We start from the raw sequence: 15,978 nt of genomic DNA on the forward strand, positions 1-15,978 counted from the left end.
ATCTTCCTTACTTGTGAGATAGGCGCCGAGCGACCCAGTCGCCCAGGCTCTGCAGCAGTTGCACGATGACGAGGAGGAGGACGACCGTCACGATCATCAGCAGGGTCTCGAACCGCTGGTAGCCGTACCTGACGGCCAGGTCGCCGAGCCCGCCGCCGCCGAGGGTGCCCGCCATGGCGGAGTAGCCGATGAGCGCGACGACGGTGACCGTCAGCCCCGCCACCAGCCCGGGAAGGGCTTCGGGCAGCAGGACCTTGCGCACGATGGCGGTCCGGCTCGCGCCCATGGCCTGCGCCGCCTGGACGACGTCCGTGCCCACCTCCCTGAGCGCGGTCTCGACCAGCCTGGCGAAGAACGGCACCGCCCCGACCGTGAGCGGCACCACGAACGCGGCGGTCCCGATGGTGGTCCCGACGACGAGCCGGGTGAACGGGATGATCGCGATCATCAGCACGATGAACGGCAGCGACCGCCCGACGTTGACGACGAACCCGAGCGCCGACTTGAGCGCCGGCATCGGCCGCAGCCCGTCCCGGTCGAACACCACGAGCGCCACGCCGAGCGGCAGGCCGAGCAGCACGGTGAACAACGTCGCCCAGCCGACCATCTGCGCCGTCTCCAGCGTCGCCGGCCACAGCAGCGGCAGCATCTCTTCCCACGTCATACGGCGGCCTCCTCGACGATCAGTCCCGAGTCGCGCAGGTACGCGAGCGCGGGCCCGGTGTCCGCGCCCTCCAGCGTGATCCGCAGCCGGCCGACGGAGCCGCCGGCCAGGTCCTCGATGGAGCCGCCCAGGATGTTCAGGTCCACGTCGAACTTCCGCACGACCTCCGACACCACCGGCCGGGTCGGGTCGCCGGTGAACGTCAACGTCACCGAACCCGCCGGAGCCGGCTCGGGCAGCGGGAAGATCTCCCTGGTCAAGCGGGATCCGGGCGTCTTGATGAGGTCGGCGATGGCCCCGGACTCCTCGATGCGGCCGCGCGACATGATGGCCACGGAGTCGCAGACGCTCTTGACGACGTTCATCTCGTGGGTGATCAGCAGGATGGTCAGGCCCAGTTCGGCGTTGAGCCGCTTGAGCAGCGCGAGGATCGACTGGGTGGTGGCCGGGTCGAGCGCGGAGGTCGCCTCGTCCGACAGCAGCACCGACGGGTTGCCGGCCAGCGCCCTGGCGATGCCGACGCGCTGCTTCTGCCCGCCGGACAGCTGGTGGGGGCGGTCCTTGCCGCGGCCTTCGAGCCCGACGAGCTCCAGCAGCTCGGCGACGCGGCGCTCCCGCTCTGCCCTGGGCATGCCCATGATCTCCAGCGGGAAGGCCACGTTGCCGGCGACCGTGCGCGAGGAGAGCAGCGCGAAGTGCTGGTGGATCATGCCGATGCGCTGCCGGGCGCGGTTCAGCTCGGCGTCACTCAGAGCGGTCAGGTCCTGGCCCGCGACGGTGACCGTGCCCGCGGTGGGGCGTTCGAGCAGGTTGACGCAGCGCAGGAGGGTGCTCTTGCCGGCGCCGCTCTGACCGAGCACGCCGTAGATCTCGCCTTCGCGCACGTGCAGGTCGACGCCGTCGAGCGCGACGGTCTCGCCGTACTGCTTGCGCAGGCCGTAAGCCTGGATCACGGAAAATCCCCACGACTGAGGGCGGCCACGAGCGGGGCCGCGGGAACGGACATGACCGGGTGCGGGCCGGTGTCAGCGGGTGCCGGGATGGAACGGCAGATGGCTCAGCCTGCGCAGCACGAAACCAGGTGTGATCATGACGACCTTCGAGGAGAACGGGCGGACGGTCTGGGCTAGCGGATCGGCATTCGCCCCATACGCATGCGACAACACGCCCCGCGGGCGGTCCGGTCGTTCGCGCATGCCTCGTTCACGCCGTTGCTAACGACGTCGCGAGATTCCCCTATTCCTCAGCTGTTTCGTGATCCACATCACGCCGCCCCAGAAACATCGGTGGAGATACATCGGCAGCGATGTAATATCCCGCGTATGAACATCGCGAGGATGCGCAGGCTGGGGCGGCGGCTGGTGGAGCTGGCCAGGACGGATGACGGCGAAGCGGGGCGGCCGATGCCGACGCCCGGGGAGGAGGCGGTCTTCGAGGACGTCCTGCGGCACCCGGGAAGCTCGGTCGGGGAGATCTCGGCCCGTACGGGGTTCGCCCAGAGTCATGTGTCCGCCTCGGTGGCCCGGATGCGCGAGCGCGGCCTGGTGGAGACCGGTCCGGACCCGGCCGACGGGCGCCGCACCCAGGTGCGGGTCGCGGACGTCACCATGCACGCGCTGTTCCGCCGGGCGACCACGCCGGCGGAGGACGCGGTGCGGAAGGCGGTGCCGGATCCCGCGGACGCGGAGCGGGCGGTCGCGCTGCTGAGCGAGCTGGAGGCGTTGCTGATCACCGACGACTCGCACGGCCGCGGCTGACCTGACATGCCGCTGCCCGCCGTACCGCGAAATTCCGGGTACGGCGGGCAGCAGGCGAGTGGATCAGGCCGCGACCGTCGACGCGACCTGGGCCGGGGTCAGCGCGATGTCCAGGACCTCTCGCACGTCGCTCACCGTGTGGATGGTCAGCTCGTTGCGGACCTCCTCGGGCACGTCGTCCAGGTCCGGCTCGTTGCGGGCCGGGATGAGGACGGTGGTGATGCCCGCCCGGTGCGCGGCCAGCAGCTTCTGCTTGACTCCGCCGATCGGCAGGACCCGCCCGGTCAGCGAGATCTCGCCGGTCATGGCCACGTCGCCGCGGACCAGACGCCCGGACAGGAGCGAGGCCAGCGCGGTCGTCAGCGTCACGCCGGCCGACGGCCCGTCCTTGGGCACGGCCCCCGCCGGGAAGTGGACGTGGACCGAGCGGTCCTTCAGCGCGGTGACCGGCAGCTCCAGCTCCGCGCCGTGGGAGCGCAGGTAGGACAGCGCGATCCGGGCCGACTCCTTCATCACGTCGCCCAGCTGGCCGGTCAGCGTGAGCCCGGTCTCGCCGGTCTCCGGGTCGGCCAGCGACGCCTCCACATACAACACGTCACCGCCGGCCCCGGTGACCGCCAGACCCGTCGCCACGCCCGGCACCGAGGTGCGCTGGCTGGCCTCGGGCAGGGACGACTCGGGCACGAACCGCGGCCGGCCGAGGTAGCCGACCAGGTCGCCCTCGCCCACGGTGACGGGCAGCTCGTCCTTCGCCGCCACCTTGCGCAGGATCCTGGCGACCGCCCGCTCCAGCGAGCGCACGCCCGCCTCGCGGGTGTACTCGGCGGCCAGCTTGCGCAGCGCGTCGTCCTCGACGGTCACCTCCTCGGCGCTCAGCCCGGCCAGATCCAGCTGACGCGGCAGAAGGTGGTCGCGGGCGATCGCGACCTTCTCGTCCTCGGTGTAGCCGTCGAGCGTGACGACCTCCATCCGGTCGAGCAGCGGCCCGGGGATGGCCTCCAGGACGTTGGCCGTGGCCAGGAAGAGCACGTCGGACAGGTCGAGCTCGACCTCGAGGTAGTGGTCGCGGAACGTGTGGTTCTGCGCCGGGTCGAGCACCTCCAGCAGCGCGGCCGTCGGGTCGCCGCGGTAGTCGGCGCCGACCTTGTCGACCTCGTCGAGCAGGACGACCGGGTTCATGGAGCCGGCCTCGCGGATGGCGCGGACGATGCGGCCGGGCAGCGCGCCGACGTACGTGCGCCGGTGGCCGCGGATCTCCGCCTCGTCGCGGACGCCGCCGAGCGCGACGCGGACGAACTTGCGGCCCATCGCGCGCGCCACGGACTCACCCAGGGAGGTCTTGCCGACGCCGGGAGGACCGGCGAGGGCGAGCACGGCGCCGCTGCGGCGGCCGCCCACCACGCCGAGGCCCTTGTCCTGGCGGCGCTTGCGCACGGCCAGGTGCTCGATGATGCGGTCCTTCACGTCGAACAGGCCGGTGTGGTCGGCGTCGAGCACGGCCCGCGCGCCGGTGATGTCGTAGTTGTCCTCGGTCCGGGTGTTCCACGGGATGTCGAGGACCGTGTCGAGCCAGGTGCGGATCCAACCGGTCTCAGGAGACTGGTCGGGGGTCCGCTCCAGCTTGTCGACCTCCTTGAGCGCGGCCTCGCGCACCTTCTCGGGCAGGTCGGCGGCCTCGACGCGGGCCCGGTAGTCCTCTTCCTCGGTCTCGGCGTCGCCGTTGAGCTCCTTGAGCTCCTTGCGCACGGCGGCGAGCTGCTGGCGCAGCAGGAACTCCCGCTGCTGCTTCTCCATGCCCTCCTGGACGTCCTTGCGGATCGTCTCGGCGACGTCGAGCTCGGCGAGGTGCTCGCGGGACCACTCGATCAGCTTGGCCAGCCGGTCGGCGGGGTCGGCGGCCTCGAGCAGCTCGACCTTCTGCGCCGTGGTGAGCCAGGGGGTGTAGCCGGAGCTGTCGGCCAGCACCGACGGGTCGTCGATCTGGTTGACCTGGTCGATCACCTGCCAGGCGCCGCGCTTCTGCAGGATCGTGGTGGCCAGGGCCTTGTATTCCTTGGCCAGCTCGTGAGCGCGCTCGCCGGCGGGGACGGGGTCGATCGTGTCGGCCTCCACCCAGAGCGCGGCGCCGGGGCCGGTCGTGCCGGTGCCCACGCGGACGCGGTCGACACCGCGGACCACCGCGGCGGGCTCCCCGCCCGGCAGCCTGCCGACCTGCTCGACAACGGCCCGGACGCCGATCGCGCCGTAGCGGCCGTCAATCCGGGGAACGAGGAGGACTCGCGGCTTGTTGCCACCGGATGCACGGGCCGCGTCAATGGCGGCGCGCACCTCGGAGTCGGACAGGTCCAGCGGAACCACCATGCCCGGCAAGACCACCGCGTCGTCCAGCGGCAGGACCGGGAGGGTCAAGGTCTCACTCATGCGAACTCCAAAGGGTTGAGTTATACCGACTCAATTCATTGGAGCCTGTTGTTGTTCCCTTCTTTGTTGATGTTCGCTCACGGCGATCGTAATCATGTAAGCGGTACCTGAGGGTGAGGGCCGGGATCAAACCGTGGGGTGACGACGGTGGGCAGGCGCGAACGTAGTCTTGAGCAGGTGATCTCCGTCCAGCGCGCTCGTTCCCTCGGCCGCCGCCTCTCCGCGTGGCGCGCCGGCCGGGCACGGAGGCAGACCGCTCCCGGCGAGCGGGATCACGTCGCAGGTTCTGACGTGCACGCGCGCGGATCCGGCCCCACGCCCCAGAGCGGGAGCGGCGAGGAACCGGACCCCGGGCCGACGCCGCCCACCGTGCCGAGCCGTGCGTTCTCGGGCGCGCGCGGCGCTCAAGGGTCCGCGAGCAGCCGCGGGCCCCGGGAATCGGGATCGCGCGACGGGTTGAGGCGCGTCTGGTGGGCGGTGGTGCGGCCGTTCGGGCTCGCCTTGTTTCGGGGTGACGCCGATCCGCCGCCCGAGTCGCGGCGGTTGACGTTCGATGTGCCGCGCCGGGTCGCCGTGCTGGTGCCGTTCAGGACCTACAACCTCATCCAGCTGGCGGAGCTGGTGCTGGCCCTGTATGTGTACGGGTCGACACAGGCCATGACGATCGACTGGATCGCCGAGGCTGCCGGCGCGATCCCCGAGGGCTTCGCCTACGTCGCCGGGCTCGCCGCCGCTCTTCCCCTGGCGCTGCGCGACCGGTGGCCGCTCGCCGCCTGGCGGGTCGCGATCGTGGGCATGCCCTTCACCATCTGGTTGTCCACCGCGGTCAGCTCCGGCCAGCAGCCTTACATGGTGCCGGCGGGCCTGGCGTACCTGATGGTCCTCTACTCCGTCGCCGTCCGTTGCGACCGGCAGATCACGCTGGCCGTCTGGATCATCACGGTCCTGGCCGCCTGGATCGCCCATCCCGACTCGATGGCGCTCGTGACGGTCCTCGCGGCGATATCGGTGCTGTTCGGCTACAACGTCCGCATCAGGCGGAGCGCGACGGCGCGGCTCGTCGAGGAGGAGCGGCGCACCCAGCTGGCCGAGAGCGCGCAGGCGGTGCTGGAGGAGCGGGCCCGCATCGCGCGCGAGCTGCACGACGTGGTCGCGCACCACATGTCGGTGATAGCGATCCAGGCGGAGGCGGTGCCGCTCAAGGCCGCCGGCGATCCCGCGCAGCTGGAAGCCGGCCTGGCGGAGATCCGGCAGCTGTCGCTGGAGGCGATCGCGGAGCTGCGGCAGGTGCTGGGCGTGCTGCGCGACCAGGACGGCCGCACCGACACCGCGCCGCAGCCGGGGCTCGACAGGGTGGACGAGCTGGTCGCCAACGCCCGCGCCGCCGGGCTGGCGGTGCTGGTCAAGCGGGTCGGGCCGCTCGACGGGGTGCCGCCCGCCGTGGGGCTGTCGGCGTACCGGATCGTGCAGGAGTCGCTGAGCAACGCGATGCGGCACGCGCCCGGCGCGGCCGTGGCGGTGGAGCTGGCGGGAGACGGTGACGAGCTGCGGCTGCGCATCGCCAACGGGCCCGGCGCGACCGCGGGCGGGGCCCCCGGCGCCGGTCAGGGGCTGGTGGGGATGCGGGAGCGGGCGGCGCTGCTCGGCGGCGTGCTCGAGGCCGAGCCGGTCGAAGGCGGAGGCTTCGAGGTACGCGCGACGCTGCCGATCGCGGACCGGGAGACGGCCGGGTGAGACGCCGCCGGATGAGACGCCGTTTGATGGGACACGCCGGCTGCGGATGAGGAGGAGCGCTTGATCCGGGTACTGATCGCCGACGACCAGGGAATGGTGCGCACGGGGTTCACCGTGTTCCTGAGCGCGCAGCCGGACATCGAGGTGGTGGGCGAGGCCGCGAACGGCAGGGAGGCCGTCGAGCAGGCGGCGCGGCTGGCTCCCGACGTGGTGCTCATGGACGTCCGGATGCCGGTCATGAACGGCCTGGAGGCGACCAGGGAGCTCCTGTCTCGGAGGCCGTCCCCGAAGGTGCTGATCCTGACGACGTTCGACCTGGACGACTACGTCTATGAGGCGCTGCGGGCCGGGGCGAGCGGGTTCTTGCTGAAGGACGCCTCGGCGGCGCAGCTGGCCGAGGCGGTGCGGGTGGTGGCGGCCGGTGAGGCGCTCATCGCCCCGGCGATCACCAAGCGGCTGATCCACGAGTTCGCCAGGCTCGGCGCCCCGCGCCCGGCGGCGGGCCGGCGGCTGGCGGAGCTGACCGAGCGCGAGACCGAGGTGCTCACGCTGGTCGCCCAGGCGCTGTCCAACCAGGAGATCGCGGACAAGCTGTTCGTGGCCGAACAGACGGTCAAGACGCATGTCGGGCGAGTACTGATGAAGCTGGGGCTGCGTGACCGGGCGCAGGCGATCGTGTTCGCGTACGAGACGGGGTTGGTGCGTCCTGGGGAGTGACCGCCGTACAGTCGGCTGATGGACCCGGTTGAGCTCTTCCATCAGGTGGCGGCGACCGTGCCCGCCTACAGAGCCTTTCTGGCGGAAAACAATGTCAACCCCGCAGAAATCACGACATTTCGGGATTTTCAGCGGTTGCCGATGGCCACGAAGGACACTTACACCCGTCGTCACCCCCTGCCCGACCTCTGCCGGGGCGGCGTGATCGGCGACATGATCGCCGTGTCGTCGGGCTCGACGGGCGAGCCGTCGTTCTGGCCCCGTTCGGCGTCGGACGAGCGTGTGATCGCCGCCCGCTTCGAGGAGGTCTTCCGCGACTCCTTCGCCGCCCGCGAGCGACGCACGCTGGCCGTGGTCTGCTTCGCGCTCGGCACCTGGGTGGGCGGCCTGTTCACCGTCAACTGCTGCCGCCACCTGGCCGAACGCGGCTACCCGATCACCGTGATCGCCCCCGGCACCGACCGCAGGGAGATCGCCCGCGTGCTGCCTGAGCTGGCCCCGCACTTCGACCAGGTGGTGCTCCTCGGCTACCCGCCCTTCCTGAAGAACGTCATCGACACCGAGGACCTCCCCTGGGCGGCCTGGAACGTCAAGCTGGTCACGGCGGGAGAGGTGTTCAGCGAGGAGTGGCGCACGCTGGTCGCCGAGCGCGCCGGGATCGCCGACCCGGTGCGCGGCATCGCCTCCCTGTACGGCACCGCCGACGCGGGCGTCCTCGGCAACGAGACCGCGCTGTCGGTCGAGATCCGCCGCTTCCTGTCGGCCCGCCCCGACGCGGCCAGGGAGCTGTTCGGCGAGTCCCGCCTGCCGACCCTCGTCCAGTACGACCCGGAGGTCCGCTTCTTCGAGGAGCACCAGGGCACGCTGCTCTTCTCGGGCGACAACGGCATCCCGCTCATCCGCTACCACATCGCCGACGAGGGCGGCGTGATCCCGTACGACCGCATGCTGGACTTCGTCCGGCGGCACGGCTTCGAGCCCAGCGTGCCGAGCCCCGAGCGGCCGTTCGTGTACGTGTTCGGCCGCAGCCATTTCACGGTCTCCTACTACGGCGCGAACGTCTATCCGGAGAACATCGCGGTCGGCCTGGAGCAGCCGGAGGTCAGCGGCTCGGTGACGGGCAAGTTCGTGATGGAGGTGGTGGAGGACGCCCGCCACGACCGGCACCTGACGGTGACGGTGGAGCTCATGCCGGGCGAGAAGCCGGCGGACGAGACGGCACAGGCTGTGGGCCAGTCGATCCTGACCCAGCTCCTGCGGCTGAACAGCGAGTTCGCCGCGTACGTGCCGCCGGTCCAGCAGATGCCCTTCATCCGCCTGCGTGAAGCCGGCGACCCGGAGTACTTCCCTCCGGGCGCCAAGCACCGCTACACCCGCTGACACCGCACCGCCGCGGCCCCGCACCACCGCCGTCCGTTCCAAGGCAGCGGTGAGTCGTAGCCGCGATCAACCTCTGGTACCACGCGCAAGATCAGACCTCACGGTGACGCGGACGATCGGCCACGCTCCGTAACGTCGCAGCATGCTCAGACGGCTCGCACTCGCAGGGGTTCTGACGGCGGCAGGCACAGTTCTGTTGTGGCCGGGACCGCCCAGCGGAAGGTTGGTGAAGGTCTACGGCGATCTCGTCGCGGCCGACCGGGTGGCGATCGTCGTGCCCGGCGCCGACACGACGGCGGAGACGTTCGAGGCCGGCACGAAACGGCCAGGAGGCGCGGCCCGCGCCCTGCTGGCGGAGGCTGCCCGGCTGGCTCCTCAGGAGCGGCTGGCCGTGGTGGCCTGGCTCGGCTACGACTCTCCGCCGACCCTGAGCCTCGGCGCGCTCACCCACGACGCGGCCGACGAAGGCGCCGCCGAGCTCCGCCGCACGGTCAGCGACCTGCGCACCAGGACCGCCGCCCCCATCGCCCTGCTATGCCACAGTTACGGTTCGGTGCTGTGCGCCAAAGCCGTCCCCGGCTTACCCGTCACGGACCTGGCGGTCTTCGGCAGCCCCGGCCTCGACGCCCCGTCCGCCGCCGCCCTGCGACGTCCTCCCGCCCCCATGGCTGAACCCGCAGACGGGCCAGGCGCAGGCCGCCACCTCGATCCGAGCCGACACACGGACGCAGGCGGGGCCCCAGGCACAGGCGGAGATCTCGGTGGAGGCGGACACTCCGGCACAGGCCGATACGCGGACGCAGGCGGAGACGCGCGCACAGGTGGAGACGCGCGCACACCTGGAGACGCGGGCACACCTGGAGACGCGGGCACAGAGGACGACCGGACGCAGGCGGAGACCTCACGGCAGATGGAGTCGGGGGCACAGGCGGAGGCACTGACGCAGGCGGAGGGCGAGACGAAGGCACGGACGCAGGCGCAGGCGCAGGAGGCGATCCAGGCCTTCCCCGCGCCGCGCGCCACAACGCCGCCACCCCTCCGCGTGTGGGCAGGGCTCGGCGGGAGCGACTGGATCAGGTTCGTCCCCAAGACCAAGATCGGCCCGTTGGGCTTCGGCGCCGACCCCATGGCCCCCGGCTACGGCGCGCGCGTCTTCGAGGTGGGCCCCGGCGGTCACAGCGACTACTTCAGCCCGGGCACCCCATCACTCCGCAACCTCGCCCTGATCGCCCTCGGCCGTCCCGAGCAGGTGACCTCTTGACTTCTCTGTTTCTGGGTACGAGAGAGAGGAAGCGCGCTTTGATGACATGCTGTCGTCAAAAGCTTGACGCACGAAGCCCATGTTTGTGACACTTCGTCATGAAACATCAGTGCGAGTTGAGGTGGGCCGTGACGACGTCGTTCTCCGAGACCTTGAGGAACTCCACCTGGGGCGACCACCAGTCCGCCGAATCCGAGGGCTACCTCACGGAGCTGATGGGCGGCCGGCTGAGCGAGCAGGAGTACGGCGAGATGGTCGCCCAGCACTACTTCGCCTACGTCGCTCTCGACGGAGTGTCGCGGCGACTCGCCGACCACCCGGTGGCCGGGCGCTTCGTCTTCCCGGAGCTGTACCGCGAGCGGGCGCTGGAGCGCGACCTGGCGACGATCTACGGCCCCGCCTGGCGAGACCGGATCGCACCGTCCAAGTCCACCCAGGCCCTGGTCGCGCGCATCCACCAGGTGTCCGACTGGCCCGGCGGCTACATCGCCCACCACTACACCCGCTATCTGGGCGACCTTTCCGGCGGGCAGTTCATCCGGATGGAACTGCAGAAGATCTACGGGTACTCCAAGGGCGGAGGCGTCGACTTCTACATCTTCGACGAGCTCGGCAGCCTGCCGCGCTTCAAGAACGAATACCGCGCCCGCCTGGACGCCCTGGAGCTGGACGAAGGGGAGCAGCAGCGGATCATCCGCGAGGTCAAGCTCGCCTACCAGCTGAACACCGAGGTGCTCACCGAGCTCATGCACGTCGTCAAGGCCGCCGCCGCATAGAAGGATTCCACATCGGTTTCAGCGGGATGAGGTCGATGACTGGCGATAAGGGTCCCGCAGCGAGGAGGTCCAAGCCGGGGCCTCGATCACGGAGAGGCCAGCGACACGGGGTGACCCGGTCGATCACTGGCGATACGGATCCCGCAACGGGGTGACCCGCTGGGCGAAATCGGCCTTCAGCTCCGCCATCCGCGGGCCTGCCTCGTAGTAGCGGCCCTTGGTCTCGCCATAGGGCCGGAGCCAGCCCTTGGCGGCGAGGTCGCGCAGGTCGCGGGCGGCCTGGCCCTGACTGAGCCCCTCGTCGGCCTGGTATCGGCTCCGGCGCAGCCGCCTGCTCACGAACGCCTCGTAGAGGGCTGAGACGCAGCGCGTGTTGAGCCCGTCGGCGTCGACCTGCTCCTCCAGGAACATCCAGATCTCACCGGCCTCGGCCAGGCGCTGCCGCACCCGCTGCGCCTGCATGTGATGCGCCCGCAGACAGAACCGCACCCAATCGAGGGTGTCGCCGTGCGGACTCCACCGCCGGCGTCCGACCGCGCCGAGCACGTCATAATACTCGATGGTGGTGCGCTGCTGCCCGAGCCATTCTTCGATCGAGCAGAACTCAGGTGTCGTGATGTTGTCCCGACCGAGGACCAAAGTCTGAACGGCACGCGACATCCGACCATTTCCATCACGCCACGGATGGATTTTCACCAGATTGAAGTGAGCCATCGCACCCCGCACATAACTTGCCATCTCCAAGTCGCCCTCGTTGAGCCACGCGACCAGCTCATCCAGAAGCGCAGGGACGAGGTCGGCATCAGGCCCTTCGTATACGGCCTCCCCCGTGGACGAATCCCGGACCCAGATGCTTCCTGGTCGAATCACTCCGGGGGTCTTGTGCCGGTGGTGGCCGATCATCATGAAGTTGAGCGCATTGAGGACGCCCACGTCGTAACGGAACGCCGGCGCCCGCGACACTAGCCCGATATAGGTGAGCGCCTGCTGATAGCCCGCAATCTCCTTCGCGATCCCAGCGGAGGTTTCGAGGGGCTCCTCCCCCGCCATGATGGACTGGATGTCCTCGACGCTGGCGCGATAGCCCTCGATGGCGTTCGAGCCTTGGATCGCTCGCGCCTGAAGCTGCCTGCAGAGCTGGCCGTCCCACCGGTGGGTTTCGGCCAGGCGGTATTTGAGGTCCTGCCTCATGTCCTCGATCTCGGCGAGCACCGTCTTGTCGGCGGGCTGGAGCGCAGGGGTGCCGTACAACATGACCTCATGAAACCATGAATGAATCATCCATCCAAGTGAATGATTGATTCATTCATATATGCCCGATTTGTATGGGCGCGATTCAGGCCCGGAACAGAGGGGACTCCGTGCGGCGGGAGGGCGCCGCCGCGACGAGTTGCTCTTGGGGCGGTGGCCTGGCATGCGTGCGGTGGTGCCGGCAGGCGGGGCGGCGCCGGCCGGGGTGATCGCCGTGGAGCCGTACCTCTGGGGCGGCCGCCTGGGCCGCGATGGCGGGGCGGTGACAGCAGGGAGCCGCGTTGTTAGCGGTGTATCACCATGGCGATTTGCGAGGATGATCCCCGATGCGCACGTTGCTCGGGACCGCCCGGGCCTACGATAGGCCTATGCCCCGCATCTCGGCCGCGACGATCAGCGAGCATCGCGCGCAGACCCGCGACCGGATCCTGCAAGCCGTCTCGCGCCTCTCGCGCGTGCAGGGCATCGACGCGATCTCGCTGACCGACGTGGCCCATGAGGCCGGCATCACCAGGACCGTCCTGTACAACTACTTCCCCGACAAGGCGGCGCTGTTGCTGGCGTTCACCGAGCGGGTGACCCAATACTTCATCGACAGCTACGAGCGGGAGCTACCGGCGGACGCCTCCCCCGCCGATCGGCTGCGCGCGTTCGTGCGGCTGCAACTGGCCGGGCTGCTGGCGCATCCGCATCCGGGTGCGGCCGATCTCAGCGCGGCGCTGGGGCCGGACGCATACCAGCGGCTGGCCGAGCACGTCGAGCCCATGCAGCGGATCCTGGTGGAGATCCTGGAGAGCGGGATGGAGTCGGGCGACTTCCGCGTGGCCGACGTTCCCGCCACGGCGCGCATGATCATGGCGGTGGTCGGCGCCGAACGCGTGCCGCTGATCAGCGGGGCTGTCACGGTGGCTGCGGCGGAGGCGCTGGTGTGCGAGTTCGTCCTCCGGGCCCTCGGCAGCGAATCTTCCGCGTGAGCCGGGCGCTCGGCGGCGAACCTTCCGCGTGAGCCGGACGCTCGGCGGTGGACTCGGCGTGAGCCATCTGCAAGTTCTCGGCGACGAACTGCTCGGCGTGATCAGCCGCCGGCGGCGGTGACAGGATGGGGGTCATGACTCACGGCCCCGAAAGGCTCCAGACTGACGGCCATCTGGAGTTCACGTCGGCGCGCGGACGGTGGGTGCTGGTGGCGACCGTGCTCGGGTCCGGGCTGGCGATGCTCGACAGCACCGTGGTGAACGTCGCGCTGCCGTTCCTCGGTCGGGAGCTCGACGCGGGCATGGACGGGCTGCAGTGGACGATCAACGCCTACACGCTCACCCTGGCCGGGCTGATCCTGCTGGGCGGCTCCCTCGGCGACCGCTACGGGCGGCGGCGCGTCTTCCTCGTCGGCACGGTGTGGTTCGCCGTGGCGTCCGCGTTGTGCGGGCTGGCGCCGAACATCGAGTTCCTGATCGCGGCCAGGGCGCTGCAGGGCATCGGAGGGGCGCTGCTGACGCCGGGGTCGCTGGCGATCATTCAGGCGTCGTTCGTGCGCGGGGACCGGCCGCGGGCGGTCGGGGCGTGGTCGGGGCTGGGCGGGGTGGCCGCCGCGATCGGGCCGCTGCTGGGCGGGTGGCTGGTGCAGACGGTCGGGTGGCGGTGGGCGTTCCTGATCAACCTGCCGTTCGCGCTGCTGGTCGTGCTCGTCGCGCTGCGGCACGTGCCCGAGAGCAGGGACGAGCAGGCGGTGGGGCGGTTCGACGTGCTCGGGTCGGTGCTGGCGGCGCTGGCGCTGGCCGGGATCACCTACGGGCTGATCCAGACGGGCGCGGCGGTGCCGCTGATCGCCGGGCTGGCGCTGGGGGTGGCGTTCGTGGCGGTCGAGATCCGCAGGTCGCCGGATGCGCTGGTGCCGGTGGGGATCTTCCGCAACCACGTGTTCACGGCCGTGAACGTGGTCACGCTGATCATGTACGCGGCCATGGGCGTGGTGTTCTTCCTGCTGGTGGTGCAGCTGCAGGTGGTGTCGGGGTTCTCGCCCATCGCGGCGGGGCTGGCGGTGTTGCCGGCGACGATCTTGATGATGCTGCTGTCGGCACGGGCCGGCGAGGTCGCCAAGCGGTACGGGCCGCGCTGGCCGATGACGATCGGGATCCTGGTGGCCGGGGCGGGGTTCCTGTGGATGAGCACGATCGGGTTCGGAGCGTCGTACCTGCTGCAGGTGCTGCCCGCGGTGTCGGTGTTCGGGCTGGGGTTGTCGGCGGCGGTCGCGCCGCTGACCTCGACCGTGCTGGCCACCGCCGAGGAGCGTTACGCGGGCACCGCCAGCGGCGTCAACAACGCGGTGGCGCGCACCGGGAGCCTGCTGGCCGTGGCCGCGGTGCCGCCCATGGTGGGGCTGGTGGGCGAGGCGTTCCGGAATCCGCCGGTGTTCGACGCCGGATTCCGGCTGGCGATGCTGATCAGCGCCGGGATGATGGTGGTGTCGGCGCTGATCACGTTCCTCACGATCAGGACGAACGTCCTGGCCGCCGACGGCGACTGAGACGACTGAGACGGCTAGAAGGTGAACGCCTGACTGCGGACGCTGTTGTCGAAGTTCGACAGCAGCAGCTCCGGCTCGCCAACCGAGCGGATGCCGGGGAGCCGGGTCAGCAGCTCGCGGAACATCGTGCGCATCTCCTGCCTGGCGAGGTTGGCGCCCAGGCAGAAGTGCGGCCCGGGGCCGCCGAAGCCGACGTGCGGCTTGGTGTCGCGGGTGATGTCGAACGTGTCCGCGTCCGGGAAGACCGACTCGTCCCGGTTGGCGGAGCCGTAGAAAAGCACGACCTTGTCGCCCTTCTTCAGCTCCAGCCCCCGCAGCGAGTAGTCCTCGGTGACCGTGCGGCGGAACTGCATGATCGGGGAGACGTAGCGGACCATCTCCTCGATCGCGCCGTTGATGTGCGTGTCGAAGTCGCTCATCAGCAGCTCGCGCTGCGCCGGGTTGTCGGTGAGGAGCTTGATGCCGTGCGCCATCGTGTTGCGCGCGGTCTCGTTGCCCGCGACCAGCAGCAGCGCGAAGAACGAGCCGAGCTCCTTGTCGGTCAGCTTCTCCCCGTCGGGGTTGGCGTTGACCAGGAGGGAGACCAGGTCGCCCTTGGGGTTGGCGACGCGCTCGTGACCGAGCTTGATGACCATGCGCTGCAGGGCCAGCAGGGCCAGCATGTTCTGGCCGGCCATCTGGACGCTGCGGGCCAGGCTGGGGCGCACGCCGGTGTAGGCGGTGGAGATGTCCACGTGCTGGTGGACCTTCTCCCGGAGCTCGTGCGGGATGTCCAGCATGTCGCAGATGACGTGGATGGGCAGGCGGGCGGCGACCTGGGTGACGAAGTCGCGCGGGCCCTCCTTGATCACGTCGTCGACGATGCGGGCGCAGGCGGCCTCGATGTCGCTCTGCAGATTGGCCAGCATCTTCGGGCTGAACGAGCGGGTCACGATGCGGCGCAGGCGGGCGTGGCGCGGGTCGTCCATGTTGACCATCGACTCGCCGAACACCTGCTTCACCCAGCCGGGCGGCTCGGGGTTGGTGACGGCGGGCTCGCTGGAGAAGATCTTGGGGTTGCGGCTGGCCTCGACCACGTCCGCGTGCCGTACGAGGGCGTAGAAACCCTTGCCGGAGCGCAGGAGCGGCACTTTCTTCTCCGGGAAGAACACCGGATGCTCCAGTTGCCGGAGCCGAGCGAACGCCTCATTCCGCTCTTTGAGCGGCTTACGCCAGAAATCGAGATCAGCGAGGTCGATGTCCACCCGTCTATCCTGGCACGTTCCCACGGTGGTAAAGCGTCTTCCGCTCAGCCGAGCCCGGAAAGCGATCCGGTGGAAGCCGAGGCCGCATCCGTCCGGCTGAGCCGGGCAGACCGCGGCCGAGAACCGCGTTTTCGGGGCCTGACCCGCCTTCCAGGATGGAGTGCGGCTCTGGAGCCACCGCCCGGCCGGACGCTGTCCCGTTGGTGCGGACACCAATGGGGGCGGGGGCCGGACCGCCCGACCACAGTT

The 15,978-nt window shown here is 70.1% G+C and carries 14 protein-coding genes; 8 read left to right on the plus strand and 6 right to left on the minus strand.

The features are described 5' to 3' along the window. Positions 1-7: 7 nt before the first annotated feature. From ID574_RS00615 to ID574_RS00625, 3 genes are all read right to left on the minus strand, one after another. A complete protein-coding gene (locus ID574_RS00615; RefSeq protein WP_188186763.1) occupies positions 8-664 on the minus strand; it encodes a methionine ABC transporter permease in 657 nt (218 codons plus the stop codon). Beyond that, positions 661-1,617, minus strand: a complete 957-nt coding sequence (locus tag ID574_RS00620) for a methionine ABC transporter ATP-binding protein (protein WP_188186764.1) — start codon at positions 1,615-1,617, stop codon at positions 661-663. The genes ID574_RS00615 and ID574_RS00620 overlap by 4 nt, the downstream gene beginning before the upstream one ends. 72 nt (positions 1,618-1,689) lie before the next feature. Next, entirely contained in the window at positions 1,690-1,860 is a 171-nt protein-coding gene (locus ID574_RS00625; RefSeq protein WP_188186765.1) for a hypothetical protein, read from the minus strand. A gap of 126 nt (positions 1,861-1,986) precedes the next feature. Between ID574_RS00625 and ID574_RS00630 the strand changes: the two genes are divergently transcribed. Beyond that, positions 1,987-2,421, plus strand: a complete 435-nt coding sequence (locus ID574_RS00630; protein WP_188186766.1) for a MarR family transcriptional regulator — start codon at positions 1,987-1,989, stop codon at positions 2,419-2,421. Positions 2,422-2,484: 63 nt separating this feature from the next. Here the strand turns inward: ID574_RS00630 and lon are convergent, their stop codons facing one another. Next, a complete protein-coding gene (gene lon / locus ID574_RS00635) occupies positions 2,485-4,842 on the minus strand; it encodes an endopeptidase La (protein ID WP_188186767.1) in 2,358 nt (785 codons plus the stop codon). 456 nt (positions 4,843-5,298) lie between these two features. Between lon and ID574_RS00640 the strand changes: the two genes are divergently transcribed. The 5 genes from ID574_RS00640 to ID574_RS00660 all read left to right on the plus strand — a co-directional run bounded on the left by ID574_RS00640 (position 5,299) and on the right by ID574_RS00660 (position 10,710). After that, positions 5,299-6,576, plus strand: coding sequence for a sensor histidine kinase (locus ID574_RS00640; protein WP_188186768.1), 1,278 nt, complete (start codon positions 5,299-5,301; stop codon positions 6,574-6,576). A gap of 60 nt (positions 6,577-6,636) precedes the next feature. Further along, complete coding sequence (locus ID574_RS00645; protein ID WP_188186769.1) at positions 6,637-7,293, plus strand: response regulator; 657 nt, start codon at positions 6,637-6,639, stop codon at positions 7,291-7,293. 18 nt (positions 7,294-7,311) lie between these two features. Beyond that, positions 7,312-8,673 carry a phenylacetate--CoA ligase family protein gene (locus ID574_RS00650; protein WP_188186770.1) on the plus strand — a complete coding sequence of 454 codons (1,362 nt, stop codon included), beginning with the start codon at positions 7,312-7,314 and terminating at the stop codon, positions 8,671-8,673. 142 nt (positions 8,674-8,815) lie between these two features. Beyond that, entirely contained in the window at positions 8,816-9,934 is a 1,119-nt protein-coding gene (locus ID574_RS00655; RefSeq protein WP_188186771.1) for an alpha/beta hydrolase, read from the plus strand. 98 nt (positions 9,935-10,032) lie between these two features. Further along, entirely contained in the window at positions 10,033-10,710 is a 678-nt protein-coding gene (locus ID574_RS00660; protein ID WP_188186772.1) for a biliverdin-producing heme oxygenase, read from the plus strand. A gap of 123 nt (positions 10,711-10,833) precedes the next feature. Here the strand turns inward: ID574_RS00660 and ID574_RS00665 are convergent, their stop codons facing one another. Next, on the minus strand, positions 10,834-11,964 hold the full coding sequence (locus ID574_RS00665) for a Fic family protein (protein WP_188186773.1): 1,131 nt from the start codon (positions 11,962-11,964) through the stop codon (positions 10,834-10,836). A 365-nt stretch (positions 11,965-12,329) separates the two neighbouring features. On the opposite strand from ID574_RS00665, the gene ID574_RS00670 reads away from it, so the two are divergent. Together ID574_RS00670 and ID574_RS00675 are read left to right on the plus strand one after the other, a co-directional pair. Then, positions 12,330-12,935: a TetR/AcrR family transcriptional regulator gene (locus ID574_RS00670; protein WP_188186774.1), complete on the plus strand. Its 606-nt coding sequence runs from the start codon at positions 12,330-12,332 to the stop codon at positions 12,933-12,935. A 134-nt stretch (positions 12,936-13,069) separates the two neighbouring features. Beyond that, positions 13,070-14,485 (plus strand): MFS transporter, encoded by a 1,416-nt coding sequence (locus ID574_RS00675; RefSeq protein WP_188186775.1) that lies wholly within the window; start codon positions 13,070-13,072, stop codon positions 14,483-14,485. A gap of 14 nt (positions 14,486-14,499) precedes the next feature. Here the strand turns inward: ID574_RS00675 and ID574_RS00680 are convergent, their stop codons facing one another. Then, the gene (locus tag ID574_RS00680; RefSeq protein ID WP_188186776.1) at positions 14,500-15,729 is read right to left on the minus strand and encodes a cytochrome P450; all 1,230 of its coding nucleotides are present in this window, start codon (positions 15,727-15,729) and stop codon (positions 14,500-14,502) included. Positions 15,730-15,978 lie beyond the last annotated feature (249 nt).

It is taken from the genome of Nonomuraea sp. SYSU D8015, from assembly GCF_008065375.1.
GTDB lineage: Bacteria > Actinomycetota > Actinomycetes > Streptosporangiales > Streptosporangiaceae > Nonomuraea.